The sequence below is a fragment of the Bacteroides sp. CAG:189 genome, from assembly GCF_000432295.1.
Lineage (GTDB): Bacteria > Bacteroidota > Bacteroidia > Bacteroidales > Bacteroidaceae > Bacteroides > Bacteroides salyersiae.
In genome coordinates, this window is sequence record NZ_HF991126.1 from 35,770 (window position 1) to 61,633 (window position 25,864).

General features: G+C 43.4%; 20 protein-coding genes. 9 read left to right on the forward strand and 11 right to left on the reverse strand.

The features are described 5' to 3' along the window. Nucleotides 1-167 precede the first annotated feature (167 nt). Nucleotides 168-1,082 carry an alpha/beta hydrolase gene (locus QVP90_RS19310; protein ID WP_021937350.1) on the forward strand — a complete coding sequence of 305 codons (915 nt, stop codon included), beginning with the start codon at nucleotides 168-170 and terminating at the stop codon, nucleotides 1,080-1,082. 128 nt (nucleotides 1,083-1,210) lie between these two features. On the opposite strand, the gene QVP90_RS19315 is transcribed toward QVP90_RS19310, so the two are convergent. The 5 genes from QVP90_RS19315 to QVP90_RS19335 form a co-directional block, all read right to left on the reverse strand. Then, nucleotides 1,211-1,861 (reverse strand): HAD family hydrolase, encoded by a 651-nt coding sequence (locus QVP90_RS19315; protein WP_005925439.1) that lies wholly within the window; start codon nucleotides 1,859-1,861, stop codon nucleotides 1,211-1,213. Between the two features lie 131 nt (nucleotides 1,862-1,992). Further along, nucleotides 1,993-3,669 carry a glycoside hydrolase family 43 protein gene (locus QVP90_RS19320; RefSeq protein WP_007478618.1) on the reverse strand — a complete coding sequence of 559 codons (1,677 nt, stop codon included), beginning with the start codon at nucleotides 3,667-3,669 and terminating at the stop codon, nucleotides 1,993-1,995. 195 nt (nucleotides 3,670-3,864) lie between these two features. Next, nucleotides 3,865-4,554, reverse strand: a complete 690-nt coding sequence (locus QVP90_RS19325) for a hypothetical protein (RefSeq protein WP_021937351.1) — start codon at nucleotides 4,552-4,554, stop codon at nucleotides 3,865-3,867. A 112-nt stretch (nucleotides 4,555-4,666) separates the two neighbouring features. After that, a complete protein-coding gene (locus tag QVP90_RS19330) occupies nucleotides 4,667-5,887 on the reverse strand; it encodes a DUF4861 domain-containing protein (protein WP_021937352.1) in 1,221 nt (406 codons plus the stop codon). 139 nt (nucleotides 5,888-6,026) lie between these two features. Continuing rightward, on the reverse strand, nucleotides 6,027-7,640 hold the full coding sequence (locus QVP90_RS19335; protein WP_005925427.1) for a glycoside hydrolase family 28 protein: 1,614 nt from the start codon (nucleotides 7,638-7,640) through the stop codon (nucleotides 6,027-6,029). A gap of 331 nt (nucleotides 7,641-7,971) precedes the next feature. On the opposite strand from QVP90_RS19335, the gene QVP90_RS19340 reads away from it, so the two are divergent. The 3 genes from QVP90_RS19340 to QVP90_RS19350 all read left to right on the forward strand — a co-directional run bounded on the left by QVP90_RS19340 (nucleotide 7,972) and on the right by QVP90_RS19350 (nucleotide 10,754). Then, the gene (locus QVP90_RS19340; protein WP_005925424.1) at nucleotides 7,972-8,829 is read left to right on the forward strand and encodes an enoyl-ACP reductase FabI; all 858 of its coding nucleotides are present in this window, start codon (nucleotides 7,972-7,974) and stop codon (nucleotides 8,827-8,829) included. A gap of 5 nt (nucleotides 8,830-8,834) precedes the next feature. Next, complete coding sequence (locus QVP90_RS19345; protein WP_021937353.1) at nucleotides 8,835-9,842, forward strand: gliding motility protein GldB-related protein; 1,008 nt, start codon at nucleotides 8,835-8,837, stop codon at nucleotides 9,840-9,842. Nucleotides 9,843-10,049: 207 nt separating this feature from the next. Further along, nucleotides 10,050-10,754: an SAM-dependent methyltransferase gene (locus tag QVP90_RS19350; protein WP_005925418.1), complete on the forward strand. Its 705-nt coding sequence runs from the start codon at nucleotides 10,050-10,052 to the stop codon at nucleotides 10,752-10,754. Here QVP90_RS19350 and QVP90_RS19355 read toward each other — a convergent pair. The 3 genes from QVP90_RS19355 to QVP90_RS19365 all read right to left on the reverse strand — a co-directional run bounded on the left by QVP90_RS19355 (nucleotide 10,720) and on the right by QVP90_RS19365 (nucleotide 15,042). Then, nucleotides 10,720-11,838, reverse strand: coding sequence for a hypothetical protein (locus tag QVP90_RS19355; RefSeq protein ID WP_005925415.1), 1,119 nt, complete (start codon nucleotides 11,836-11,838; stop codon nucleotides 10,720-10,722). The genes QVP90_RS19350 and QVP90_RS19355 overlap by 35 nt on opposite strands. Before the next feature lie 58 nt (nucleotides 11,839-11,896). Beyond that, on the reverse strand, nucleotides 11,897-12,736 hold the full coding sequence (gene lipA, locus QVP90_RS19360) for a lipoyl synthase (protein WP_021937354.1): 840 nt from the start codon (nucleotides 12,734-12,736) through the stop codon (nucleotides 11,897-11,899). A 95-nt stretch (nucleotides 12,737-12,831) separates the two neighbouring features. Continuing rightward, the gene (locus QVP90_RS19365) at nucleotides 12,832-15,042 is read right to left on the reverse strand and encodes a S9 family peptidase (protein ID WP_021937355.1); all 2,211 of its coding nucleotides are present in this window, start codon (nucleotides 15,040-15,042) and stop codon (nucleotides 12,832-12,834) included. A gap of 508 nt (nucleotides 15,043-15,550) precedes the next feature. Between QVP90_RS19365 and QVP90_RS19370 the strand changes: the two genes are divergently transcribed. From QVP90_RS19370 to nagB, 5 genes are all read left to right on the forward strand, one after another. Further along, on the forward strand, nucleotides 15,551-16,291 hold the full coding sequence (locus QVP90_RS19370) for a LiaF transmembrane domain-containing protein (protein ID WP_007478605.1): 741 nt from the start codon (nucleotides 15,551-15,553) through the stop codon (nucleotides 16,289-16,291). A 9-nt stretch (nucleotides 16,292-16,300) separates the two neighbouring features. Continuing rightward, a complete protein-coding gene (locus QVP90_RS19375) occupies nucleotides 16,301-17,128 on the forward strand; it encodes a LytTR family DNA-binding domain-containing protein (RefSeq protein WP_021937356.1) in 828 nt (275 codons plus the stop codon). A 75-nt stretch (nucleotides 17,129-17,203) separates the two neighbouring features. Then, the gene (locus tag QVP90_RS19380) at nucleotides 17,204-18,163 is read left to right on the forward strand and encodes a TIGR01212 family radical SAM protein (RefSeq protein ID WP_021937357.1); all 960 of its coding nucleotides are present in this window, start codon (nucleotides 17,204-17,206) and stop codon (nucleotides 18,161-18,163) included. Nucleotides 18,164-18,282: 119 nt separating this feature from the next. Beyond that, on the forward strand, nucleotides 18,283-19,488 hold the full coding sequence (locus QVP90_RS19385) for an FprA family A-type flavoprotein (RefSeq protein ID WP_005925397.1): 1,206 nt from the start codon (nucleotides 18,283-18,285) through the stop codon (nucleotides 19,486-19,488). A 65-nt stretch (nucleotides 19,489-19,553) separates the two neighbouring features. Continuing rightward, entirely contained in the window at nucleotides 19,554-20,363 is an 810-nt protein-coding gene (nagB, locus tag QVP90_RS19390; protein ID WP_005925393.1) for a glucosamine-6-phosphate deaminase, read from the forward strand. A 134-nt stretch (nucleotides 20,364-20,497) separates the two neighbouring features. Here the strand turns inward: nagB and QVP90_RS19395 are convergent, their stop codons facing one another. The 3 genes from QVP90_RS19395 to QVP90_RS19405 all read right to left on the reverse strand — a co-directional run bounded on the left by QVP90_RS19395 (nucleotide 20,498) and on the right by QVP90_RS19405 (nucleotide 25,846). Continuing rightward, on the reverse strand, nucleotides 20,498-21,112 hold the full coding sequence (locus QVP90_RS19395; RefSeq protein WP_025819215.1) for an L-threonylcarbamoyladenylate synthase: 615 nt from the start codon (nucleotides 21,110-21,112) through the stop codon (nucleotides 20,498-20,500). A gap of 28 nt (nucleotides 21,113-21,140) precedes the next feature. Next, nucleotides 21,141-23,654 (reverse strand): AsmA family protein, encoded by a 2,514-nt coding sequence (locus QVP90_RS19400; protein WP_021937358.1) that lies wholly within the window; start codon nucleotides 23,652-23,654, stop codon nucleotides 21,141-21,143. Between the two features lie 149 nt (nucleotides 23,655-23,803). Beyond that, complete coding sequence (locus QVP90_RS19405; protein ID WP_021937359.1) at nucleotides 23,804-25,846, reverse strand: AAA family ATPase; 2,043 nt, start codon at nucleotides 25,844-25,846, stop codon at nucleotides 23,804-23,806. Nucleotides 25,847-25,864: the final 18 nt, after the last annotated feature.

Sequence of the window (25,864 nt, forward strand, 5' to 3'; positions counted from 1 at the left end):
GGCATGTGGATTTGTTTTAAATGACGGAACAAATGTAGAGGAGTTTCTTGAGTCTATTGTGGAAATAATGTTTCTTTTAGCGTGTATATGTACCAATTATTCTACCTTAAAATGAAAAAGGAGCACTATCTTTGTCCTATCCGATAATTTGATAAGAAATAAATGAGATGAAGAAAGGAATCTGTTTATGGTTGATTGCGGGGGTCATTCAATGCGCTTCCGCGCAGAGTTTTCATTCGTTATGGAAAGATAATATGCCGAATAGTAAAGGCATTACAGTAAAAGATAGCATTGCCAACGAACGGGTATATCAGGTAGGTACACCGGGTGTATATGTGTTTGAACCGTCGATAGCCGAAAACAAAGGAACCGCTGTACTGATTATTCCCGGTGGGGGATATGCCCGCTTGGCTTATCAGATTAGCGGATGGCAGTTGGCGAAGTGGTTCAATACTTTTGGAGTGACAGCCTTTGTTCTTAATCATCGTATGCCTCAGTCGCCCGATGTAAAAGTGAGTTATCAGGCACCGTTAGAGGATGCACAACGGGCAATGAGATATATCAGATCGCACGCTGCGGATTATGGTATTGATGTGCACAAGGTAGGGGTAATGGGATGTTCGGCAGGTGGGCATCTCTCTGCTTGTCTGTCTACTTTTACTGAAGACTGGGGGTGTGGAGGCGATACGCTGGACAGGGAATCTTTCCGTCCGGATTTTACGATACTTATTTCTCCGGTGATTTCAATGGGAGAAGTGGCGCATAGAGGAAGTCGGGATAACCTGTTGGGTAAGAATCCGCCGGTGAAGCTATTGCATCAATTTTCTTGTGATGAACGGGTGACGAAGCATACGCCTCCTGCTTTTATTGTTCATGCTACCAATGACGGTTCCGTTTCTTCGCTTAATAGTATTCTTTATTATACGGCGTTGAAACGTGCTGATGTGAAGAAATCTACTTTACATATCTTTCCGGAGGGAGGGCATAGTATTGCTTTGCGCAATAATCCGGGAACGACCGCTCGATGGCCTGTATTGGCGGAAGAATGGTTGCAAGAAATAGGAATGCTGGAGAAGTTTTAATCGTTTCACAATCATGAGACACTCGTCTCACGGTTGAGCGACGAGCGTCACACAGTTGTGAAACGAGCGTCTCATGATTGTGAAACGATTAAAAAGAATAAGTGTTTTAATGACAATGGATAAGAGTTTTAGCGACAGAGCAGCTTTATCTCTTCTGCATTATCTACGATATGATCCGGATGGAAACTTTCCAATTCGGTACGTGGGCGAAATCCCCAAGTAACACCGCAGGATGTCACGCCTGCATTGATTGCAGTCTGCATATCTACTCCTGAGTCTCCTACGTAGAGGGTCTCTTCTTCTTGTACTTTAGCTATTTGTAATATCTCTTTCACTATGATCGGATCCGGTTTCACCGGTATGCCTTCGCGTTGACCGAATACGGCAGTGAACTTGATATTCGGAAAGTAGTGGGCGATCAGTTTTTCCGTAGCTGCCTGATATTTATTAGAGGCAACTGCCAATTGCATACCGGCTGTTTGCAATGTTTCCAATAATTCCGTAACTCCGGGATACGGGCGGCTTTTATCCGCATTATGCTGGTCGTAATAAGGCACAAACTCTTGGCGGACACGGAGTACATTCTCTTCTGTTTTCTCTCCGTCGGGGAGCGCACGTTCAAAAAGCTTGTTGATGCCGTTGCCCACCATGAAATTATATTTATCAGGTTCATGGATGGGGTATCCCAATACTTTCAGGGCGTAGTTCGTACTATTGGCCAAATCGGCAATTGTATTTAGCAATGTTCCGTCCAAATCGAAGATAACGAGCTTTTTCATTGTTTTCTGTTTTTATAAATGTTCTGCAAATGTAGAAAAACAAATATGCCCCTGCAATAGTTTTCTTTTGCAGGGGCACGAATTTGTTGGCTGAAACTTATTAGAAAGAGTACTGTAAACTCTCTTTTAGATTATTTCTTTGTTATACGGAACCAGTCGACATCAGCCCATCCACCATCATTGGTAACTAAGGCAGGACGAGTACAGAACATTCCTACTTTGGTTCCGATCCATTTTCCTTCTTTGGCTTGGAACGGTTTACCTAACTTTTGGAACTTTTTGCCATCAAGGCTATAACTGAAATCGCACATTACCAGCAGATCGTGTCCGCCTTCACTCTTACCGAGCTTTTTGCCGTCACTGCTGAATTTTACTTTCAGGTACACCGTACTGTCTTTCAGGTCGATTGCTTCGTTTACTGTTTCCGGCGTTCCTTTATCTGCCTTTTTGCAGCTTACTTGTGAAAGTACTAATCCTTTGTCTGTATTTTCAAGGATTAGGCCGGCATAATCCATGCCCATTACTACAAGCCCGGTACGTTCGCCTTTGTATTTGGTGGTCGGTTTGAAAGTTAACTTCATAGTGGCCGTAAAGTTATCGGATGGAGTCTTTTGGAGTAAAACGTTGGCTACATCCCAAAGATTCTTATATTCTTTTACTACCGGGTAAGAGTAAAGGCGTACATAGCTGTGATCGCCTGCGTAATAAGCCCATTTCTCATTGATATTGGCATGCCATTGCCACTGCGGAGAGAGGGTATATCCATCGAATTCGTCACTTTCTTGCGGAGTACAGATAGGATAAGTTTTTCCTACATTGGGCTTTTTATATGTTAATACCGGTTCGCCACAGCCGTCTCCGTCTTTATCGATGCCGATAACGGGCCAGTCATTCACCCATTTCATCGGTTGCAAGTGTACGATGCGGCCGTATGCTCCTACATCCTGGAAGTGCATAAACCAATCTTCACCGGTCGGAGTATCAACCCATGCTCCCTGGTGAGGTCCGTTGACCGGGGTATTTCCTTGAGCTAAAACGGTTTTCCACTCATAAGGACCGTAAACATTCTTTGACCGCAGCACTACTTGCCAACCTGTAGGCACTCCGCCTGCCGGGTGAAAAATATAATAATATTCACCGCGTTTGTAGAATTTGGGGCCTTCACAGGTTTCGTGGGCTTCGTGTCCGTCGAATATGATTCTGGATTGTGTGATGGCTTTTGTTGCGTCTGAATTCAGTTCGCAGATAGAGATAACGCTTTTGAGTCCGGCACGGCTGCCTGCATAGGCATGCACGAGGTATACTTTACCGTCTTCATCCCATAAAGGGCATGTGTCGATAATACCTTTTCCCGGTTTTACGAGTACAGGCTCTGACCAGGGACCTTTCGGATCACGTGCTTTCACCATGAATGCGCCTTGATCGGGATCTCCCCAGAAGATGTAGAACTCTCCGTTATGATGACGGATGGCCGGTGCCCACACGCGATTGCCATGTTCTGGGCGTTCGGGAGTTTCGATAGGAGAGAGGGCGTAGGGAACGGCAGCACCGATGATCGTCCAGTTGACTAAGTCTTTGGAATGGAGAATCTGCAAACCGGGCAAGCAGTTGAAACTGGATGAAGTCATGTAGAAGTCGTCTCCTACGCGACAAGCATCCGGATCGGAATAATCTGCATAAAGAATCGGGTTCTTGTAGGTTCCGTTTCCTTGATCTGCAACCCAAACTTCGGATACGTAGTTCTTTTGTGCCGTAGCGGAGAGGGTCATAAATAGGCAAAGGCCTAAGGTCTGTGCTAATTTTTTCATGGATTGTTTTTTATTATTAGTATGTTATCGAATTCCTGATTGCAAATATAGATGTTCCGGGTGAAACCGGAGGTGAATAATCGATTGCTTTGGTGTATTTATTGTGCATTGTTGTGTAATAATTGTAATAAAAGAAGGCCCTGCTCATGATAGAGTAGGGCCTTCGTATAACTAACTGTATTGCTTTAACGAATGTTATTCGATACAAGCTTTGGTTGTTTCTACTGAACCGTCACTCATTATTCTTTTTATGATGTTCAAACCTTTAGCGGGTTCATTCAATCTCATACCTACTACGTTGTAGTATTCGGTAGCTACCACTTCTTTGTTGACAGCAGAATCAGTGATACCGGTAGCGCCGCCTTCCGGAGTAAACGTGAAACCAAAGAATCCCAGTTTAGAACCTGTACAGAATGTAGTATAGGTTTTACCTGCTTTTACGGGAAAACTATAAGTTCCATAATATTTATCTACGACAGTTATGCCATCATACCCTTCCATAGCTACTCCATCTTCTAAAACATAGAATTTTTTGTTAGCATTTAACACAACAGCAATCTCCATTGTACCATCTTTAGTAACAGCGAGATTATAAAGTGTACCAATTGTAGGGACTTCGGCACCTGCTTTGTCAAAAGCCAGGCCTGCTCCATCTACCGGATTTGCTTTTCCGGATGCATAAGCTACATATAAAGCTCCCCCGTCAATATCACTACTTGTTTTCATTGCATAGGTGTCGTTACCGAATGTAAGTTTAACGCCATCAACGGAGGTAATTTCTGTTTCGCTTGTAATTACGTCACTTTCCTGGACTGCATAAGTCTGTGCATTAACTGTAAAAGTTGCGGCTACGAAAGCCATCACGAGAAGTAATTGTTTCTTCATAATAATAATTTTTAAGTTGTACAATATGTTTTTATTCTATTTATTGCACAAAATTACGAAGCATATCCTCCCGCGATGGGTAATAATTGTCTAATAGGGTGGATAAATTGTTTTATTGCTTGATTGTAACGACAATAGGATGTTCCAGTCCTTCTTTCCACTCACGTATATAGGCAAACCATGCTTCCGGTGTTTTATAGCCGAAAGTTTCCTTCATCGAAGTAAATGTGGTATGATAAGAAAAATAGTTGTCTCCTTTGGCTGTCAGCGTATAGAGATAATTGGGCTTGTCTTTCACTTCTGCTACTACATATTTTTGAGGAATACAGGTTGCGAGCCCTACGGTTTCTTTGGCATATTTTACCGTATCGTTCACCGGCCAGTCTGTCCCCCAGCAGCCGATAAGTCCTTTATGATCAGAATAAGAAACCGATCCTTTAATGTCCTGTATACCGGTACAGAAGATTTCATTGTTGAGCGGTTCCTCGAAGAATGCTTCTATTTGTAAGTCGCGATGTCCGGCATAAAGTGTATAGCGGGTGGTCATATTCAGTTCCGAACCTTGATACTCCCAATCGGTTACTTTGATTTCTGCGATAGTGCGGACAGGTCCATAAGCAATGATACTCTCTGTCAATGTACTTACCGGTTCTATGTGCATAGCTTTCTTGCCGTTCCAGCCTTTTAGTGCACCCACACCACAACTGCCGCTTACACGCAATACATCGTCACCGAAACCGCGTGCCAGTTGTTCGTCGGTAGGATAGAACTGTGACTCTTTGATTTCAAAACCCTTATTGAATTTTCCGTAGATATCTACTGTCTGCTTATGATCGAAATAGAGACGGTAGGCCACCAGTTCCGATTCGAAAGCCGGGCCGTGATGATGCATTTGGTTGTAGATGTTGACATTGCCGGGGATGGTGACCGAATGTACCGGTACATGTTTCCCCTTTTTGTCGCTTACTAACATCTCTGCATATACTCGGGGCTCGTATTTTTTATCACTTTTCTCCGATGACAGATTGATTTTTAGCGTTTTCTTTCCTTGAGCGGGCAGGTTGATGACAAATGCCAGTTCGTCTGCGCGGCGATCTCCGTTCAGGTCGTCGAGTTGTGAAGGGATTTCCGTATTGCCGTCCATAACGGTAGCGGATTTGATACGGAATCCGGCATTGAGTTCATTCAACTTGATAACTACGGGTTCATCGCTTTTTGCCCGGTTCCAAGGATTGCTGACTTCTACAGTAAGCGTCTTTTCATTTGCCTGTGCCAGTGTCGCTAACGGGCATGAGCAAAGGAAAAACAGGGGGATAAAAAGGTTTCTTTTCATATCTTTCTCTATTGTTTTATGATGAGTAAATATTCTTTCTTGTTTATTTCTCCGCAAATGTAATCTAAAAAAAGCAGACAGTCCTGTCAATAATGATCAAAGGACTGCCTGCTTTGCTGTTATAATATGAAAATGTGGTTTATTTGAAGTTCAGATTCGTCCCTTTGGCATCTGCCTCTTTATAGGTCTTACCGTCAACTTTGATCTTTTTAGCGTTCTTCATTTGGAGTGTATGTCCGCCTTTCTTCTTCGTTTCGATACGGATGTTTTCCAATTGCACATCTTCGGCCTGGCTGATGACGGCACCTTCAGCAGCCTCGGTAATGACTACATTCTTTACAGTTACATTCCGGATAGGCATTTCCGGCAATCCATTGAAGAACATGGCGCGTCCGGAACCTTTGCAATAAACATTCGAGATGTGAATGTCTCTGAATGCCGGAGTCTCTTCTGTCACAGGAGGAACATCGGTTTTGGTATTGGCAGCACGCTCTTCTTCAGTCTCTTCACCCGGACCTTTACCGCCGTAGAACAGGTCGAACAATAACGGTTCGTTCGGGATATTGATCATGTTGATGTTGTTGATATAAATACCTTCTACCACGCCACCACGCCCGCGAGTACTTTTAAAGCGTAAGCCGACATCGGTTCCCATAAAGGTACAATCGGTCACATAGATGTTTTTTACACCACCGGACATTTCACTTCCTACAACGAAGCCACCGTGTCCGTGCAATACTATGTTGTTTTTGACCAATACGTTCTGGCAAGGTTCTCCACGGCGGCGGCCGTCAGCGTCTTTTCCCGACTTGATACAAATCGCATCGTCTCCGGCATCAAACAGGCTGTTGATAATCAGTGCGTTTTTACATGATTCCAAATCCAGCGCATCTCCGTTTTGAGAATACCAAGGGTTGAATACCTTTACATTGTTTACGGTAATATGTTCGCATGAAAGCGGGTGCAGACACCAACTGGGGGAGTTCTTGAATGTCACTCCTTCCAACAGCACCTTTTTACTTTTTACGATATTGAGCAGTACGGGACGGAGCCATGGACGGATTTCATTCCATTCTTCATCGGTATTGATGCCTTCGGGGACATTAAAGTCTTTACATGCCAATGCACCTTTCAGAGCGCCGGCTGTGGGATACCATATTTTCCCTGCTGAATCGGTTACCCCCCCCGATTTTACAAGTTTACCCCATTGGGAAGCAGTCAGTTTGTCTTTTTTTACCGGTCTCCAGCTATCCCCCGCACCATCGAATGTGCCATAACCTGTGATTGCGATATTCTCCGCATTGCGTGCTGAGATCGGCGATTGGCAACGACGGGTTTCCAAGCCTTCAAATGAAGTATTTATAATAGGATAGGCTTCGAAATCATCGGTGAAAAGAATCAGTGCATTACGCTCTGTATATAAGTTTACATTGCTCAAGAGTACGATAGGGCCGGTCAGCCACAATCCTTCCGGAATAATTACTTTTCCTCCGCCTTTGGCATTTACTGCTTTTATGGCATTGTTGATTGCTTCCGTGTTGAGAAACTTTCCATCATTTTTGGCACCGTATGCAACAATGTTCACCTCATAGTCGGGGAAAGTAGGTTGCTCTACAACGGGCATTTCGAATGGAAGATCGTTATAAATACTGTTGTCTATTAAATTTTCTTCCTGAGCGCATATTCGATTCCCGGAAAGGAAAGGCAGGCATATCGCCGTTAGCAACAGGAGTTTTTTCGTTAATGTGTTCATTTAAAATTATGTTTCTATGGATTAATACTAAAGGGTTATTTACTTCCGATAAATAAAGAGATTTATTATCCTTTGGCAGATTACTCTCCCGAGCCATCTACCGGAAGGGATAATAATGATTCATGTTAACCTAATTCTAACCTTAAATAAATATTATGAAAAAACCTCTTAATTATCTGATGCAAATATAGACGTGAAAATTCCCTTAGATGTGTATAAACTGTTGGTTTAGGTGGATTTTTTGTCATTTTAGTCTTTTCTTTGCACACTTCTCGTGTTTTTATGCAGAAAGTTCCTATCTTTGCAACCTAATTTAACTATTTTAAAAGGTATGAGTTACAATTTGTTGAAAGGAAAAAGAGGTATTATCTTCGGTGCCCTGAACGACCAGTCTATTGCCTGGAAAGTAGCGGAGAAAGCCGTAGAAGAAGGTGCAACTATTACATTATCAAATACGCCCATGGCCATACGTATGGGTGAAGTAAATGCTCTGGCCGAGAAACTGAATTGCGAAATAATCCCTGCCGATGCTACCAATGTGGAAGATTTGGAGAATGTGTTCAAGACATCTATGGATGTATTGCATGGTCAGATCGATTTTGTTCTTCATTCGATCGGGATGTCTCCTAATGTGCGTAAGAAACGTACGTATGACGACCTTGATTACGGAATGTTGGAGAAAACATTGGATATCTCTGCTGTTTCTTTCCATAAAATGATTCAGGCTGCCAAAAAACTGAATGCGATTGCAGATTACGGATCGATTGTTGCTTTGAGTTATGTAGCCGCACAACGTACATTCTACGGTTATAACGATATGGCAGATGCCAAAGCTCTGTTGGAGTCTATTGCCCGTAGTTTTGGATATATTTACGGACGCGAGCATAGTGTACGTGTGAATACGATTTCTCAATCGCCCACATTCACTACTGCCGGATCGGGTGTGAAGGGGATGGATAAGCTTTTCGATTTTGCAAACCGTATGTCTCCGCTGGGAAATGCTACTGCTGACGAGTGTGCCGATTATTGTATTGTGATGTTCTCTGATCTTACCCGCAAGGTAACGATGCAGAACCTCTACCACGATGGCGGTTTTTCGAGTGTCGGTATGAGTCTTCGTGCTATGGCTACTTATGAGAAAGGCCTCGATGAGTACAAAGATGAAGACGGAAACATCATTTACGGATAATAATTATGAAACTGCGGAATCCTCTTCTCCTTATTATATTATGCATGCTCGCCGTTGCCTGTCGGATGGGTACGGGAGAGAACAGGTTGTTGCATAATGAAGAGAAGGGGATTTCCGTTGTTCGGTATGATCAGTTGTTGAACGAATATGTTCGTTCCAATAGCTTTTCTGCTCTGCAAAAGATGAACATGGAATATCGTCAACCTACCAAGATTCTGATTGAAGAGGTGCTTGGGTTAGGACAAGTGAGTGACGATACCATTTCTCAGAAACTTAAGACATTTTATTCGGATACTACCTTGCTTCGTCTGATGGCCGATGTGGAGACACGTTTCCCTAATCTGGACGAAGTGGAAAAAGGCTTGACGAAAGGTTTCAAGAAATTGAAAAAAGAGGTTCTTGAGATAAAAATACCTCTTGTTTATTCGCAAGTATCCGCATTTAATGAGTCGATAGTCTTGTCCGATACGTTGCTGGGCATTAGCTTGGATAAGTACATGGGAGAAGATTATGCTTTGTACAAGCGTTTTTATTACGACTATCAGTGCCGTTCTATGCGTCCCGATCGTATTGTTCCCGATTGTTTGGTGTTTTATCTGATGAGTAAGTATGTTTTTCCGTTTCAGGAAGGGACTTGCCTGCTCGATATGATGTTGCATTCGGGAAAGATAAATTATGCTGTCCAGATGCTATTAGGGTATCGCTCTCCGGGCGAAGCGATGGGATATGCAGAGAAAGAAGAAGCATGGTGCAGCGAGAATGAAAAGAATGTGTGGGAGTATATGTTGAAGAATAAACATCTCTACGTCCGCGATCCGATGATTGTGCGCAAGTATATGAAGCCGGCACCGTTTACCGCCTTCTTCGGTGAGAATGCACCGGCATTGATTGGAACCTGGATGGGGACACGCATTGTATCTTCTTATATGAAACACCATAAAGATGTCAGCTTGCAGGATTTGTTGCAGATGACCGATTATCATCATATGTTACAAGAATCCGGTTATAAATAATGTGCCAATTTAATAATGTGCCAATGTGCCAATTGGAGAATGAAAAAATGAAAGAATGAAGAAATTCACCAATTGGAAACATCAGCAAATTATTATTTAATTGACACATTCCGTCTTGTTTTATAGCGCAGCCAATTGGCACATTGGCACATTAGTATATTGGCATATTATTAAATTGGCACATTGGCACATTAATCAATTATTTTTATGGAAACAGCTCTTTATCTTATTCCCGTGACTTTGGGAGATACCGCTATCGAATCCGTATTGCCGTCCTATAATAAAGAAGTTATTTTGAATATCCGCCATTTTATTGTTGAGGATGTCCGTTCGGCCCGTCGTTTTTTAAAGAAGGTAGACCGTGAGATCGATATCGATGCCCTGGCTTTTTATACATTAAACAAGCATACTTCTCCTGAAGATATTTCCGGATATTTAAAACCATTGGCGGGAGGAGCTTCTATGGGAGTGATTTCGGAAGCCGGTTGTCCGGCCGTTGCCGATCCCGGAGCAGATGTCGTAGCGATTGCCCAGCGTAAGGGGCTGCGTGTAGTTCCGCTGGTGGGGCCTTCCTCTATTATACTTTCTGTAATGGCTTCCGGATTTAACGGACAGAGTTTTGCCTTTCACGGTTACTTGCCTATTGAACCGGGAGAACGTGCAAAGAAAATTAAGTTATTGGAACAGCGTGTATATTCCGAGCATCAGACGCAGCTTTTCATTGAGACACCTTATCGTAATAATAAGATGGTAGAGGATATTTTGAACAATTGCCGTCCGCAGACGCGGCTCTGTATTGCTGCCAATATCACCTGTGAAGGAGAGTATATCCGAACCCGGACGGTGAAAGAGTGGAAAGGGCATCTTCCCGAGCTTTCTAAAATTCCCTGTATTTTTCTCTTATACCAATAACGTTTTTCAGGTGTTCGTATTCTTCTTCAAAACATTCGCTGAAGAACTTGTGTCCCAAGTTTTGTTCTACCTGTTGAAATTGCCAGAGTTTTCCCCCTTTGAAACGTGGGTCACAAAGGATGGAATCATCTTCTACGTCCAGAACAAAAAGATAGACAAGGCGGTTGGTTACTGAGTTTTCAAAGTGATACATGATGCTGAAAGTAGGTTTCAGTCCATCGGCTTTTGGGAAAGTATTGCGTAATATTCTTCGACATCCTTCCGCAAGTGATTCTCCGTAGCTAAGATAACATTCCATCGGTATATCTGTTTTTCCTTTATCCAGAATGGCTGTTTGCGGACGGTTACATAAGAAAAGCATGCCGTGTGAGGCTACAGCGATACGGATTACCGGGTTGATATAGGTGTTTTTGTAATTAAGGGCTTCCATCGCCATCGTCTTTCCGATGACATCTCCCTGAGTGTTGACAATAGGTACATATTCCGTGTGAGCCATTAATTTATTAAAATAATGGATGCCTATCTGATTGAAGATGATACATAAAATGAAAATAGCGGGAGGCATGAGGTTGAATATGACCCATCCTGTCGTCTTTCCCATCGGATGAGAGAAAAATATGGCCAGACTGATGATGATAAAATGCAAAAATCCCAATATCAGTATGATGTGTGCCGATACGATAGCTGATTCCGCACCTTGAGCAAACATTCGTTTGCTGCAGATATCTTTCTTTTTCAGGAAATAGTTGATGAATCTTTTTTTATGCAGGTAAAGGCTTAACATAGGGATGAGTATGCTGACCTCTAATGTAAGCGGAAGTGCTCCGGGGGGGACATAATCTCCCGGGATAAGGGCGGCCAATGTGAGTAACATCAGCATAAATGTCGAAATGTAAAGAATAAAATTAGGAATCCGTACACCTTTACGGTGCATTGAATAGTATGAGTATAGCATTCCGATACCGGTTCCGATATAGATTGCTGTGTCTTGCGTTATAAATTCACATAATATAATGGAGATAATAACGGGGAGGTATCCCAATGACATATTAAATGCGGAAGATAATATTCCTTTATGATTCATTTTAGTGTACATTTTGCCTGTTTCCTATAAAACAAACAAGGGGGTATTTATGTTTAGATCATTTCTTAATATGTTTTTCTGCGTGATAAGATGAGCGTACGAGCGGGGCGCTCTCTACTTGTTCGAAACCTTTCTCGAGTCCGGTCTGTTTGTATTGGGCAAATTGTTCAGGAGTAACGTATTCCTCTACCGGATAGTGTCGGCGAGTAGGTTGCAGGTATTGTCCGATAGTGAGTATGCTGCATCCTGTTGCCAGAAGATCATCCATCAGTTCTTCCACTTCCGATGGGGTTTCTCCCAGTCCGACCATGATGCCGCTTTTGGCGGTAATACCGCTTTCGGCTATCCGACGAATTACTTGGAGACTGGTTTCATAGTCGGCTGCGCTTCGCACCAATGGGCTGATGCGGCGTACGGTCTCCATGTTGTGTGATATGATTTCCGGATTTGCGGCGATAATCTTGTCTACCAATTCCATTCGTCCTTGAAAATCGGGTATCAACACCTCAATGGTAGTATCCGGGTTTATCCTTTTTATTTCAGTGATGGTACGCGCCCAGTGTCCTGCTCCTAAATCCGGAAGGTCGTCCCGGTCTACTGAAGTGACTACTGCATGAGAAAGTTTCATCAAGGCTATGGATTCTGCTACATGAGTCGGTTCGTCAGCATCCAATGGAAGGGGGCGACCGGTTTGCGTATTGCAAAATTTGCAACTACGGGTACAGATATCGCCTCCTATCATAAAAGTTGCGGTTCCTTTTCCCCAGCACTCTCCCATATTAGGACAGCGTCCACTGCTACAAATCGTATGCAGGCAATGGTTCTCTACGATACGTTTAGTCTCCGTGTAGCGTTCATTGGCGCCAATGCTGATCTTCAGCCACTCAGGCTTTCTCATTTGAATTATGATTTATGAATTATGGGCTATGAATGATGATTTATGGATAGCACTTCTGTATAATCCATAAATCATCATTCATAAATCATAACTCTTTAAAGGTTCTTTAAAAAGAAATTGGTTAATCTCGTGTATAGATGCTGACGGGTATTACCACCATAAATTCCATGATTACGGTTGGTATAAACTTGCATATCGAATTGTTTGTCCAGTTGAACAAGATGTTCGGCATATTCGGCACAGTTCTGGAAGTGTACATTATCGTCAGCCATTCCATGTACGAGCAAAAGGTTGCCATGGAGTTTGTTTGCCCGTGTAAAGGCGGATGCGGCTTTATATCCTTCGGCATTTTCTTTGGGAGTACGCATAAAGCGTTCCGTGTAGATCGTATCATAAAATCTCCAGTCCGTAGGGGCGGCTACTGCTACACCTGCTTTGAAAACCGGCGTACCTTCACTCATACTCATAATTGTCATGTATCCGCCATAACTCCATCCCCAGATTCCGATACGTCCTTTATCTACATAGGGCAATGTTCCTAAATATTTGGCGGTTTCCACTTGGTCTTTGGCTTCTTTTACTCCGAGGTTCAGGTAAGTGTTTTTTTGGAACTCTGCCCCGCGACCGCCTGTTCCGCGTCCGTCAACACAAGCGACGATGTAACCCAAACTGGCCATATAGGTTTCCCAACTTACATTGAAGTTATCCAAAACCTGTTGTGAGCCCGGTCCACTGTACTGATACATCAACACCGGATATTTCTTAGATGCCGAAAAGTCTGCCGGTTTCATCATCCAGCCGTTCAATTCTACTCCTTCCGTTGTTTTAAATTTGAAGAATTCTTTTTTCGGTAGAGCGATCTGTGCTAATTTTTGTTTCAATGCATCGTTGGTAACCAATGTTTTCAAAGGTTTCCCTTCGTTGTCATTGAGGGTGATGACTGCCGGTGTATCGAGATTGGTATATGTATTGATGTAATATTTCATAGTCGGGCTGAACAATGCACTGTTCATACCGGCTTTTTGGGATAGTTTTGTTTTTTTTCCTTTGCGGTCTATTTTATACACGGCCTGTTGCATCGGGCTCTCTTCATTGCTTATAAAGTAGAGACTGCCGTCCGCCTCATCATATCCTAAGAATGATTTTACTTCATAATTGCCTTTGGTAACTTGTTTTATCAGATTGCCTCCCATGCTATACCAGTAAAGGTGGGTATATCCGTCTTTATCACTCAGAAAACTGAAGTTTTCGGGATAAAATTGAATATTGTCGAATACATTCTCATTAATGTAATAAGGTGATTCGTCGCGTAATACCAATTTGCAGACCGTTGAACGCGGATCGGCAAAGTACATATCAAAACGGTTCTGGTGGCGATTTAATGTCATTATGGCCAGTTTGTTGGCATCTTTTGTAAAACGGATACGCGGGATATATCCATCGGCATCCAATGGTAACTTCACTGTACGGGTAACTTTCGATTTGATATCGAACGTGCGCACTTCTACTTTGGAGTTAGAGTATCCGGCTTTCGGATATTTATATGCATATTCTCCCGGATAGTCTTCTAATACATTGATACGTGGTGCCTCACCGGCAAATAGGGGAAATTGATACTGAGGTACTTCCGTTTCATCGAAGCGGATGAAAGCAAGCATAGAATTGTCTGCACTGAATTCTAAGGCTTGATTAAAGCCGAACTCCTCTTCGTATACCCAGTCGGGAATACCGTTGAGCACTGCATTGGGTTTGCCGTCTTCCGTCACTTGGCTTTCGCTGTTGCCATAAAGGGTTTTTACCAGGAAGATATTATTGTCGCGTACGAAAGCGATCATGGTACCGTCCGGTGAGAAGACGGGGGCTTGTTGAGGTCCCCCGTCAGAAAGCCGTTCAATAATGTTGTTTGTCGTCACTCCTTTCTCATTACGTTTCAAGGGGTATAAATAATGTACGGCTGTATATGAACGCCGGTAAATGGGCGTTGTCTCGGTTGCGATAAGCAGCTTTTCCCCGTCCGGTGAAAACTGGTAACCATCGAAATTCTTGAAATCACATTCCCGGGCTTTGGTTACATCGAAGATGACTTCTACCGGTTCTCCTGTTTTGAAAGAGTATTTGGTGATTTGCGTACCTTCTTCATTCATTTGTGTATAATGCTCTCCGTCGGGCATCGGCACTACGTTACGAATATTTTCCGCACGGTATTTTCCGGAAGTTATATCTTTCAGGTCTAACTTTTTACTACTTTGCGCCATACCACTCAGACAAATGAGACAGAGCAGGAGAGACAGGGTTATCTTTTTCATTCTTTCTTGTTTTTGAACTTCTTATGTCTGCAAAGTTAGTAATAAACTGAAATACCTCAAAAAAAGGAAACTCTTTTATAGAGTTCTTATGATCATCCTTCTTGAATTAACATTGTTAACGGGATATTTAACGCACTTATATCTCTATTTGTAGAAGTATATACTTTGTGTATGCAGGAGTTTATATTTTTATGAAGTAAAAGTATGTATTTAACGCAATGTAAAGTGTATAATTTTATATAGGGAACTATATATTTGGTTTGCTTGTTGATTATTAGGTAGTTATACCGTGATCTGCTCTTCGGATCCGATCTCTTTTTTATTAAGGAAAAAATTGGTACTTGCTGATTAAATAATTATTGTCTCTCTTTTTAACGGGGCTCAGTCCGGTATTCATCGATTTTGTATCGTATTTGGTCGGAAAAACCTTTCTTTTGGAGGTTGAACAGCGTATCTTTGTCCTGTAATCAAATCGAACGTATCATCGAATTTATAAATTAAGAGAATTATGGAAAAGAAATCTGCTACGCCTTCGGGTTTCACGGGAAGGCAATTAATGGCTACTATTCTTATAGCATGTGGTGTTTTATTGTTGGGACGTAATTTGGGAATTTTCCCCAATAGGATATTTCATATTATTGTATCCTGGCCGATGCTTTTGGTCGTTTTGGGAGCTTATTCTTTCCTGCGCAGACAGGCATTTACGGGCGTGGTTTTGTTCGCTATCGGACTTTGTTTCATTTTGCCGCGACTCGGATGGTTGCCGTGGGGGCCGGCGAATGTGAGCGCTGTGCTTTGGCCTGTGTTGTTGGTATGTGTGGGAATCGCCTTTTTTTATCGTCCGCAGTGCAGAAAAAGAGAAAGGAAGATACAGAGTGAAACAGATTTCACTACCCGGCAACATCATTCCGGTGATGGCTTTGTGCGTTCGGACAATGTGTTTGGCGGTGTGAAGCAAGTAGTGCTCGATGAGGTCTTTAAAGGTGCGGAAATCCGTAACAGTTTTGGGGGGACCGTGCTTGATTTACGGCGCACGAACATCGAACAGGGTGAGACGTATATTGATGTAGAGTGTAATTTCGGAGGTGTGGAGATATATGTTCCGTTGGATTGGCGGGTAGATTTGCAGGCCAATGCTTTCTTGGGCGGTTGTGAGGATAAACGTGTGCCGGGGGTGAATATCGATCAGAGTCGTAGACTGGTAGTTATTGGGAATGTTTCTTTTGGAGGAGTAGAAATTAAAGGTTAATTAAATAAAATGCAAGCACATCCGATTATGGATTCTTCCCGGCGGTGGATATCTGTTTTATTATTGGTAGCGGCCGCGATAGGGATATATACCGGTTTGTTGATGACTTATGCAGGTGCCGGTTTATGGCCGGCATTGACAGATGGTACGGTTTCTGTCGTACTGTTTTGCGGTTTGGCATATTTGTCATGGTTTGCTATCGGCATTGTATCGTCGGTACAGACGGAGATTGTCGTATCGGTATTGGCTATACTGTTTTGGCTGGCCGGCGGGTTTGCTATGCAGGAGTGGATTGAGCTTATAGGAACAACTGCCTATGCTCCCTTTGTGGTAACCGCTCCTTTCAGGGGTTTATCCGGCATTTTGTGCTGGATAGTGATAATGATGTGGTATAGATTGTTGGCTTTGCAGGCAGGACAATCCCTTTCTAAAGAGGAGGTGATGCCGGAAGAAGAGGAACCGGTCAAAGAAAATAATGTCGAAGAGACAGAACAACCGGTGGAAGAGTTTCTGAACCGTATTACGGTAAAAGATGGAACACGCATTCATTTAATAAATACGGAAGATTTGCTTTATGTGCAGGCGTGTGGAGATTATGTTACTCTGGTTACTCCTGAAGGGCAGTACGTAAAAGAGCTTACTATGAAATATCTGGAAACTCATTTGTCGGCGGCCGGATTTGTGCGTATACACCGTTCGACTATTGTAAATGTAACGCAAATCTCTCGGGTAGAACTTTTCGGCAAGGAGAGTTACAGGCTGTTGCTGAAGAATGGTGATAAGTTGAGAGTGAGTCTTTCCGGTTATAAATTGTTGAAGACAAGATTGGCACTATAAACAGTAAAGTTTCGTTTTTTTCTTTTTCGTCTCCCCGGATTTTCTTATGTTTGTTCCTCATAAAGAAGGAACAGCATGGCTCAACAATTTTTATATAATGAATTTCCGCTATTTCTGAAGCGTTATTTCCCTTATAAGGTACAGAAGATATCTCTGAATGCAGGTTTTACCTGTCCTAATCGTGACGGTACTAAAGGGCAGGGGGGATGTACTTATTGCAATAACCAGACTTTTAATCCGGAATATTGCCGGACAGAGAAAACGATTAAGGTACAGTTGGAAGAGGGAAAACGTTTCTTTGCCCATAAATATCCTGAGATGAAATACCTCGCTTATTTCCAGGCTTATACTAATACTTATGCCGGGCTGGAGAGCCTGAAACGAAAATATGAAGAAGCGTTGAGCGTTGACGACGTTGTCGGACTTGTGATCGGTACCCGGCCGGATTGTATGCCGGATGAACTTCTCCAGTATCTTGAAAACCTTAACCGGCAGACATTTCTTTTAGTGGAATATGGAATCGAGACAACTTGTGATGAAACACTGAAACGTATCAACCGGGGGCATACCTATACGGATACGGTGGAAACAGTGCAACGCACGGCTGCCAGAGGCATTCTGACTGGCGGACATGTTATTCTCGGGCTTCCGGGAGAGTCTCACGACGACATGGTATCGCAAGCCGGAGTACTTTCCGAATTGCCGCTTACCACCTTGAAAATGCATCAGCTTCAATTGATTCGTGGCACCCGTATGGCTTATGAATATGAGCAGAATCCCGCTGGTTTTCATCTTTTTAATGATGTGAATGAATATATCGAGCTCGTAATAGATTATATCGAACACTTACGACCGGATATTGTGCCGGAGCGCTTTGTATCCCAATCTCCCCGTGAATTACTGATAGCTCCCGACTGGGGATTAAAAAATTATGAATTTACCGCCCGTGTTCAAAAAAGAATGAAAGAAAGGGGGGCATATCAAGGGAGGATGTATAAATTTTCAGAAAAAAAAGGTATATTTGCCGGACAATAAATTGATGTTTGGCAATGAATGATTAGCGGTTAGTGATAAGTGACCGACGCCGAAAGATATTTGACCGGCTTGCTAATTACCTGTCGCTAACCGCTAATCACTAATTTAATAATAATAAGATGGAACAGAAGACAAGAATAAAAGGAAATGTCCACTATGTGGGAGTGAATGATCGTAACAAACATCTTTTTGAGGGGATGTGGCCGTTACCATATGGGGTTTCGTATAACTCTTATCTGATTGATGATGAAATGGTGGCTTTGGTTGATACGGTAGACATCTGTTATTTTGAAGTATTTCTTCATAAAATAAAGAAAGTAATAGGTGATCGTCCTATAAACTACTTAATAATAAATCATATGGAGCCGGATCATTCCGGATCTATCCGTTTGATAAAACAGCATTATCCCGATATTGTCATTGTCGGTAATAAACAGACTTTTGGAATGATCGAGGGTTTCTATGGCGTGACAGGTGAGCAGTATCTGGTGAAAGACGGTGATTTCCTTGCTTTGGGGAAACATAAACTTCGTTTTTATCTTACTCCGATGGTGCATTGGCCCGAAACCATGATGACATTTGATGAAACGGACGGAATTCTTTTCTCCGGAGACGGTTTCGGTTGTTTTGGTACGGTAGACGGTGGTTTTCTTGATACTCGTATCAACACTGATCGTTATTGGGATGAAATGGTGCGTTATTACTCCAATATTGTAGGAAAATATGGAAGCCCTGTACAGAAGGCATTGCAGAAATTAGGCGGGCTGCCTATCTCTGTTATCTGTTCTACTCACGGTCCGGTATGGACAGAAAATATCCCGAAGGTAGTGGGTATTTACGATAAGTTAAGCCGCTATGCAGCCGATGAGGGAGTGGTAATCGCTTATGGAAGTATGTATGGCAATACCGAACAGATGGCAGAAGCCATTGCTGCCGAACTGTCGGCACAGGGTATCCGGAATATTGTCATGCATAATGTCAGCAAGAGCAATCCTTCTTATATTTTGGCCGATATATTCAAGTATAAGGGGCTTATTATCGGTTCGCCGACTTATAGCAATCAGATTTATCCGGAAATCGAGTCTTTACTTTCTAAAATACTTGTCCGCGAGTTGAAAGGACGCTATTTGGGGCTTTTCGGCTCTTTCACTTGGGCAGGTGCCGCAGTGAAGCGTATGGCGGAATTCGCCGAGAAGAGTAAGTTTGAGGTAGTAGGCGACCCGGTAGAGATGAAACAGGCGATGAAAGACATTACCTATGAGCAGTGTGAAAATCTGGCTCGTGCGATGGCCGAACGTTTAAAAAAAGACAGGGGAGGCAATTGATAATTAATAATCAAGAAATTAATAATTGAATCAACCTATTTATTAATCTAATAAAATTAAGAACAATGAGATTAATCATTCAGCCGGACTATCAGTCCGTATCTCAGTGGGCGGCACACTATGTTGCTGCTAAAATCAAAGCTGCTAATCCTACAGCAGAAAAACCGTTCGTTTTGGGATGTCCTACCGGTTCTTCTCCTTTGGGTATGTACAAAGGCTTAATCGACCTGAACAAAAAAGGCATCGTTTCTTTCGAGAACGTCGTTACTTTCAATATGGACGAATATGTAGGTTTGCCGAAAGAACATCCCGAAAGTTATTATTCTTTTATGTGGAATAATTTCTTCAGCCATATCGATATCAAACCGGAAAATACCAATATCTTGAATGGTAATGCCGCTGATCTGGATGCTGAATGTGCACGCTATGAAGAAAAAATCAAGTCTTATGGCGGTATCGATCTTTTCATGGGAGGAATCGGTCCGGACGGACATATTGCTTTCAATGAACCGGGGTCTTCCTTGTCTTCACGTACCCGTCAGAAAACGCTGACTACGGATACAATTATCGCTAACTCGCGCTTCTTTGATAATGATATTAACAAAGTGCCGAAGACGGCTTTGACAGTGGGTGTGGGAACAGTGCTTTCTGCCAAAGAAGTGATGATTATTGTAAATGGTCATAACAAAGCCCGTGCCTTGTATCATGCAGTGGAAGGTGCCATCACTCAGATGTGGACAATCAGTGCATTGCAGATGCATGAAAAGGGTATTATTGTTTGTGACGATGCGGCTACGGTAGAACTGAAGGTAGGAACGTATCGTTACTTCAAGGATATTGAAGCTGACCATCTGGATCCGGAATCATTGATTTAAGAAAATGAATAATGAAAGGCAGGGCCTAATAATGGATAATTAATAATTAAAGAATGAAAGGCTGCGCGGTGAGTACATTCACATAGCGCAGCCTTTCATTCTTTAATTCCTTAATTTCTTAAATCTTTCATTCCCTAATTCTCCTCAAGCCTCCCCTTTCCCTGACGGACAATCTCCGGAGTATCTTCCGTACAGCTTACTATTGTTGACGGTTCTATTCCTCCTATTCCTCCATCGATTACGAGATCTACCGTCTCCCCGAATTTTTCGTCGATCAGTTCCGGATCGGTCATGTATTCCAAATCTTCATCTGCCTCGTGAGGGAGCGTCGTTGTCATGATAGGCGCATCGAGCAGCCGCGCTATTTCACGGATGATATGATTGTCCGGCATACGGATACCTACCTCTTTTCTATTCCGGAAAATCTTAGGCAGTTTGTTGGTTCCGTTCAGAATAAAAGTGAAAGGTCCGGGGAGGTTCCTTTTCATCAGCTTAAAAGTGTTGTTGTCTACTTTCGCATATTCACTGATACTGCTCAAATCATAACAAATGATAGAGAGATTATTTTTTCGCGGATCAATGTTCTTGATACGGCAAATGCGTTCGATTGCACGTTCTTTCAGTCCGTGACAACCAATGGCATACATCGTATCGGTAGGATAAATAATAAGTCCTCCGTCATTTAAAATATCCACTACCTGTTGCAAGTCTTGTGGATTATTGTTCTTTTCGTAAAGTTTCAGCAGCATGATGTTGATAATCACTAATCACTTATTGTTATTTCAGTTTCTTCTTTAAGAAATCCAGTGCCTTTTCAGCGGCCTTTTCTTTGACTGCCTCTTTCAGCTCTTCTTTATTGCCTGTGGCCGCAGAGTCCAGTCCCAGTTTCTTTCCTAATTCGCTGACAGCTTTGTCTGCTACGGTTTCTACTGCCTGATTTGCCATACTTTTGGTATCGATGGATACTTTAGGTGAAGTAAACGAGCCACCGATTTTCAGGTCAAGAGTGGTCAGCTTGGCAAGGTCGCCTGCAGAAGCCGGAAGTTTGATTTTACCGGAATAGTCTATTGTCTGATCCAACCCCGTACTGCCGGATAGATTCATGACATAATCTCCGAGTTTGATATCAAACGGTTGTGTAGCCACTCTTCCGTTTTCAATGGTGAAGTCCAATGTCATGTCTTTCACTTTCATATCCTTCAGATCGGGTTTCTTCACTGCTTCGGCAATCTGGTCTATCACTTTAACGCCGCTCAAGCTGAGATCTTTTGTGGAAAGGCTGCCATTACCCTGCATGGTTTCCAATACGGGACTCATGGAGGTATCCAGCACCGTTTGTACTTTCATGCTGCCGGAGAAGTTTCCTTTCAGATTTTCGAAGATCGGTGCAAGTTGTTGTACCATATCCAATTCTTTGTATACTTGTGCAAAACTCAGGGCATTTAGTTTGAAACCTGCATTCATTTCCGGTTTTGCCACGTCGGTGGTAGAGTAGTATCCGTTCATGACCACGTTTCCTCCCATTGTGTTCATGGACAGATTTTTCATATCTACTTTACTGTCTTTCACGATTAGTTTTCCATTCATATCTGTGAAAGCCATCTTATCGAACAATACCTCTTTCAAGTTGGCATCCATTTGGAAATCGATGTTACGAGGTACTTCGATGATACTTGCTGTTGCTTCCGGTGTTGTTTCCGCCTGTGCGGCGCTGTCGGCTGTCGTTGTCATGAAATCATTCAGGTTGAGATGATTGGACCGGATATTGAGTGTGCCTTTTAGCGTGGTACCTTTCAGTACATAACCTAAGTAGTTCTCGAAACGGCTGTCGGCAGTGAGATCGTTTTTACCGATATTGACGGTTGTTTCGCTCAGTTGCAGGTATTTCGGTGTAAAGGTGAAGAGCGACTTGTGGATATCTACGTCCGGCATGTCTTTCATTTTTAACTTCATACCGGTAAGCCCGATCGTGCCTGAAGCCTGTACACGGTCGTACTGCTCTTTTTCGATGTATGACAATCGTCCGGCAATCTGCATGTCGGCATTGATGGTACCGTTCAGTTCCATATCATCCAATGGATATACTTGTTTTATCATACCCAAATTGAGCACTCCTTTTGCTTCTGCACGGAAATCCGGATCGCTGACAGGTGTTTTTACATCAGCAGTCAGACTGAAAGGATTACCGGCAAGCCGGAAACTAAACGGCTGGATGTTGACGGTAGTCAGATCGATGGCGCCACCCGGATTCTTAACTTCGGCATGGATGTTTATTTGGTCTACCCCTGCCGGAAGGGAGGGATAGCGGAACATGGCATTTTTCACAGCCATGGCTATGTCAAACTGCGGAACGATGCTGTCGCCCACCATGCTGCCTTTCACACTGGCAGTAAGGGTAGCGGTACCGTCTGTTTTCAGTCCGTCGAAATCTTTTGCATAGATTGCAGGGATCAGCGAGAGAATTTCTTTGAATCCTACTTCGTTTGTGTTCAGTTTGAGATCCATGTCGATGGCGGGATCTTTTAATTCTACCCAACCGTCGATACCGGCTTGGATGGCATTCAGCCGGAACTCATTGTCTTTCAGGGTAAATTTGTTATTTGCCAGATCGGCGTCCACGTCCATTTTGGTGTAGATGTTGGCATTAGAGAGGAAAGGAATTCCGCTCATCTTATAAGTAAGCGCTTCCGTTTCGGCTTCCAGTTTCAAGGTTGTACGGTCACTGCCTAAATCGCCCGAGCAGAGCGCGTTGAGGTTACGGATATCAGCGTACATATTACCCTGTCGGTCATCGTAAATCAGATTCATGTTTTTGATCACGAACCGTTGGAGTTGTATTTTAAAAGGTGAATCATCCGTAGTTTCTTCTTCTTCTGTATCGGTAGAAGTGCTGTCCGGTTTCATCACATCCCAGTTGGGACGTCCGTCTGCAAGAACGATGGCATGCAGGCGTGTATTTTCGATTTGTATTTTGGAGATATCATATCCACTGTCTCCGAAAAGTGACAGAAGATCGATCGCGGCAACCACTTCGCCTGCTTGAACAAGTGTATCGTTTTCAAATTCGCCTACTCCCCGCAACCAGAAATCGCTGAGTGTAATAGATGCTTTGGGGAAGTTACGGAACAGGCTAATGTCGAGACTACGGAAATCAAACTGTGCATTGAGCATTTTGTTTCCTTCGGTTTTTACAATGCTTTCTATTTTTCCACGGAAAGCAAAAGGAAGAATAAGCATCAGCAGTAGGAGTACTCCCAATGCAATAGCTGTAATTTTCAGACCCTTTTTCATTTTGTAGGTTTTATGATTAATATGTTATTGAGATAGCAAAACTAATGAAAAGTTTTCTATTTATTAGTCTGTGGCTTATGAATTTAAGTTCTAAATTCATATTATTTACCGAAAGGAATCCGGTATGGAGTCCCGGAGGTATTTATATATTACTTTTTATCATCCTTATTCCCATCGCTTGTCGTACCTCCCCGCTCCGAAAGTGCTTTCTTGAGTTCTTCGGCGATACGCCATTGGATAGCGGCTTCTACCTCCTTACCGGCTTTCAGCAGGGCGTCACCGAAAAGTTCATGTGCTTTGGCATGCTCCGGCTTCAGTGAAGTTGCTTTGTCGAGATCGGCGATTGCTCCTTCTGTTTCTTCTGTTTTCAGACGGAGTTTCCCCCGGTTGTAAAAAGCTTTGAAATTAGCCGGGCTGATGCGTATGGCGGTATTGAAGCAATTTTCGGCATCGAACCACTCCTTGTTGTTGAACAAAGTGATTCCTTTCCGGATCCAAGCATCCGTATAATCCGGATAAAGTTCCAGCGCTTTATCGTAGTTTGCCAGTGCGGCGCGCGCATCGTGTGCCTGCGTGATACATTCGTTTCCCATCAACAGGTATTCGCGGGCGTATTTTTTCAGATACTCCTGTTGGCTTCGCATTTGTTCTTTCAATTGCCGGTTTTGCTCGCGCAGTGTGTTGATTACTTCCAGTTTCCGGCGGATAAATCTCCGGGGCACGGGTTTCTCTATGTCATACCGCGAATGGATGGCACGGAAAAATTGTTCCAGACACTCTTCCATATCTCCACGGTCGAATGCACGGACAGCCGCTACATATTGTACATCGGCTTGCGCTTGTTTCAAAGCTTTGTCTATTGCCTGCCGGTTGTTGAAACGTTGGGCGAAGTTTACGATTTCCTGCCGTACAAAAATATCGGCGCGGTTGATCGGTTTCTTCAATTGGATACCTTCCAGTGAGGTGCAACGGCTGAGTGCCACATAGGCTTGTCCGCCGGCAAAGACACCGCCCGTGAAGTCGATGACCACCCGGCTGAAAGTCAGTCCCTGACTTTTGTGCACTGTGATGGCCCATGCCAGCCGGATAGGGTATTGGGTGAAAGTGCCCAACACTTCCTCTTCAATCTCTTTTTTCTCTTCGTTGTACCGGTATCGGATGTTTCGCCAGGAATCGGGTTTTACATCACATTCTTTTCCGTCGTCGGTTATTACATAGATGGTGCCGTCCTCGTCGTCGATGCCGGATATGGTACCGATCGTTCCGTTTACCCAACGGCGGTCGTAATCGTTTTTGATGAAAATGATCTGTGCACCCGGTTTTAATATCAAATCTTTGGAGGTAGGCAAACTGCTTTCCGGAAAATCTCCTTCGATTTCTCCCTCAAAGGTGACCGGTTCACCGGGAAGTTCCGCCAGTTTTTTATCATTAATGTAGTCTACATTGTCTCTCCGGGTGGCAAGGGTGATGTACATATCTTCCTCGTTCTGTTCTATCTGCGTGCCATAGCGTGTGTTCAGCAGTTGCAGATCGGCTGCACCGGCAGTGTTATTGCGGATATGGTCGAGCACGCTGACAAATACCGGATCGGTCTGCCGGTATACTTTCTGTAATTCGATGGATACGAGGTCTATCTCGCTGAATACGCGGGCGGAGAAGAAATAGGGGGTGGGATAGAAACGGTTCAGAATTTCCCGTTCGTCATTTTTTACGACCGGTTCCAGTTGGAATACATCGCCGACGAGCAGGATTTGTTTCCCGCCGAACGGCTCGCGCAGATTACGGGAGTAAACGCGCAGGATGCGGTCTACGGCATCTATGATATCCGCACGTACCATCGAGATCTCATCGATGATGACCAGTTCGATCTGTTCGAGCAGCTTGCGGTGTGGTTTGGCATACTTGAAAAACTCATGGATGCGTCCGCGTTGAAGGCTCAAGTTCGGATCGTCCGGCAGGATGGGATAAAAAGGAAGTTTGAAGAAGCTGTGCATCGTGCTTCCTCCGGCATTGATTGCGGCAATGCCGGTAGGAGCAAGAACGACATATTTCTTTTTCGTATTGGCACAGATATGCCGTAGGAATGTGGATTTACCCGTACCGGCTTTTCCTGTCAGAAAGACGGACTGCCGGGTATATTGGATGAGGTTCAGCGCATCCTGAAACTCTTTGTTGTCAGTATCTACGGTCATATGGAAGTACCTTTCCGG

Bases quoted from the DNA above. Each gene is read 5' to 3' on its own strand.
- QVP90_RS19350 (WP_005925418.1), top strand. From the start codon at position 10,050: ATGGAAACAGCTCTTTATCTTATTCCCGTGACTTTGGGAGATACCGCT.
- lipA (WP_021937354.1), bottom strand. From the start codon at position 12,736: ATGAGAAAGCCTGAGTGGCTGAAGATCAGCATTGGCGCCAATGAACGC.
- QVP90_RS19340 (WP_005925424.1), top strand. From the start codon at position 7,972: ATGAGTTACAATTTGTTGAAAGGAAAAAGAGGTATTATCTTCGGTGCC.
- QVP90_RS19320 (WP_007478618.1), bottom strand. From the start codon at position 3,669: ATGAAAAAATTAGCACAGACCTTAGGCCTTTGCCTATTTATGACCCTC.
- QVP90_RS19345 (WP_021937353.1), top strand. From the start codon at position 8,835: ATGAAACTGCGGAATCCTCTTCTCCTTATTATATTATGCATGCTCGCC.
- QVP90_RS19325 (WP_021937351.1), bottom strand. From the start codon at position 4,554: ATGAAGAAACAATTACTTCTCGTGATGGCTTTCGTAGCCGCAACTTTT.
- QVP90_RS19310 (WP_021937350.1), top strand. From the start codon at position 168: ATGAAGAAAGGAATCTGTTTATGGTTGATTGCGGGGGTCATTCAATGC.
- QVP90_RS19315 (WP_005925439.1), bottom strand. From the start codon at position 1,861: ATGAAAAAGCTCGTTATCTTCGATTTGGACGGAACATTGCTAAATACA.
- QVP90_RS19375 (WP_021937356.1), top strand. From the start codon at position 16,301: ATGCAAGCACATCCGATTATGGATTCTTCCCGGCGGTGGATATCTGTT.
- QVP90_RS19380 (WP_021937357.1), top strand. From the start codon at position 17,204: ATGGCTCAACAATTTTTATATAATGAATTTCCGCTATTTCTGAAGCGT.
- QVP90_RS19355 (WP_005925415.1), bottom strand. From the start codon at position 11,838: ATGAATCATAAAGGAATATTATCTTCCGCATTTAATATGTCATTGGGA.
- QVP90_RS19330 (WP_021937352.1), bottom strand. From the start codon at position 5,887: ATGAAAAGAAACCTTTTTATCCCCCTGTTTTTCCTTTGCTCATGCCCG.
- QVP90_RS19385 (WP_005925397.1), top strand. From the start codon at position 18,283: ATGGAACAGAAGACAAGAATAAAAGGAAATGTCCACTATGTGGGAGTG.
- QVP90_RS19370 (WP_007478605.1), top strand. From the start codon at position 15,551: ATGGAAAAGAAATCTGCTACGCCTTCGGGTTTCACGGGAAGGCAATTA.
- QVP90_RS19365 (WP_021937355.1), bottom strand. From the start codon at position 15,042: ATGAAAAAGATAACCCTGTCTCTCCTGCTCTGTCTCATTTGTCTGAGT.
- QVP90_RS19400 (WP_021937358.1), bottom strand. From the start codon at position 23,654: ATGAAAAAGGGTCTGAAAATTACAGCTATTGCATTGGGAGTACTCCTA.
- QVP90_RS19335 (WP_005925427.1), bottom strand. From the start codon at position 7,640: ATGAACACATTAACGAAAAAACTCCTGTTGCTAACGGCGATATGCCTG.
- QVP90_RS19405 (WP_021937359.1), bottom strand. From the start codon at position 25,846: ATGACCGTAGATACTGACAACAAAGAGTTTCAGGATGCGCTGAACCTC.
- nagB (WP_005925393.1), top strand. From the start codon at position 19,554: ATGAGATTAATCATTCAGCCGGACTATCAGTCCGTATCTCAGTGGGCG.
- QVP90_RS19395 (WP_025819215.1), bottom strand. From the start codon at position 21,112: ATGCTGCTGAAACTTTACGAAAAGAACAATAATCCACAAGACTTGCAA.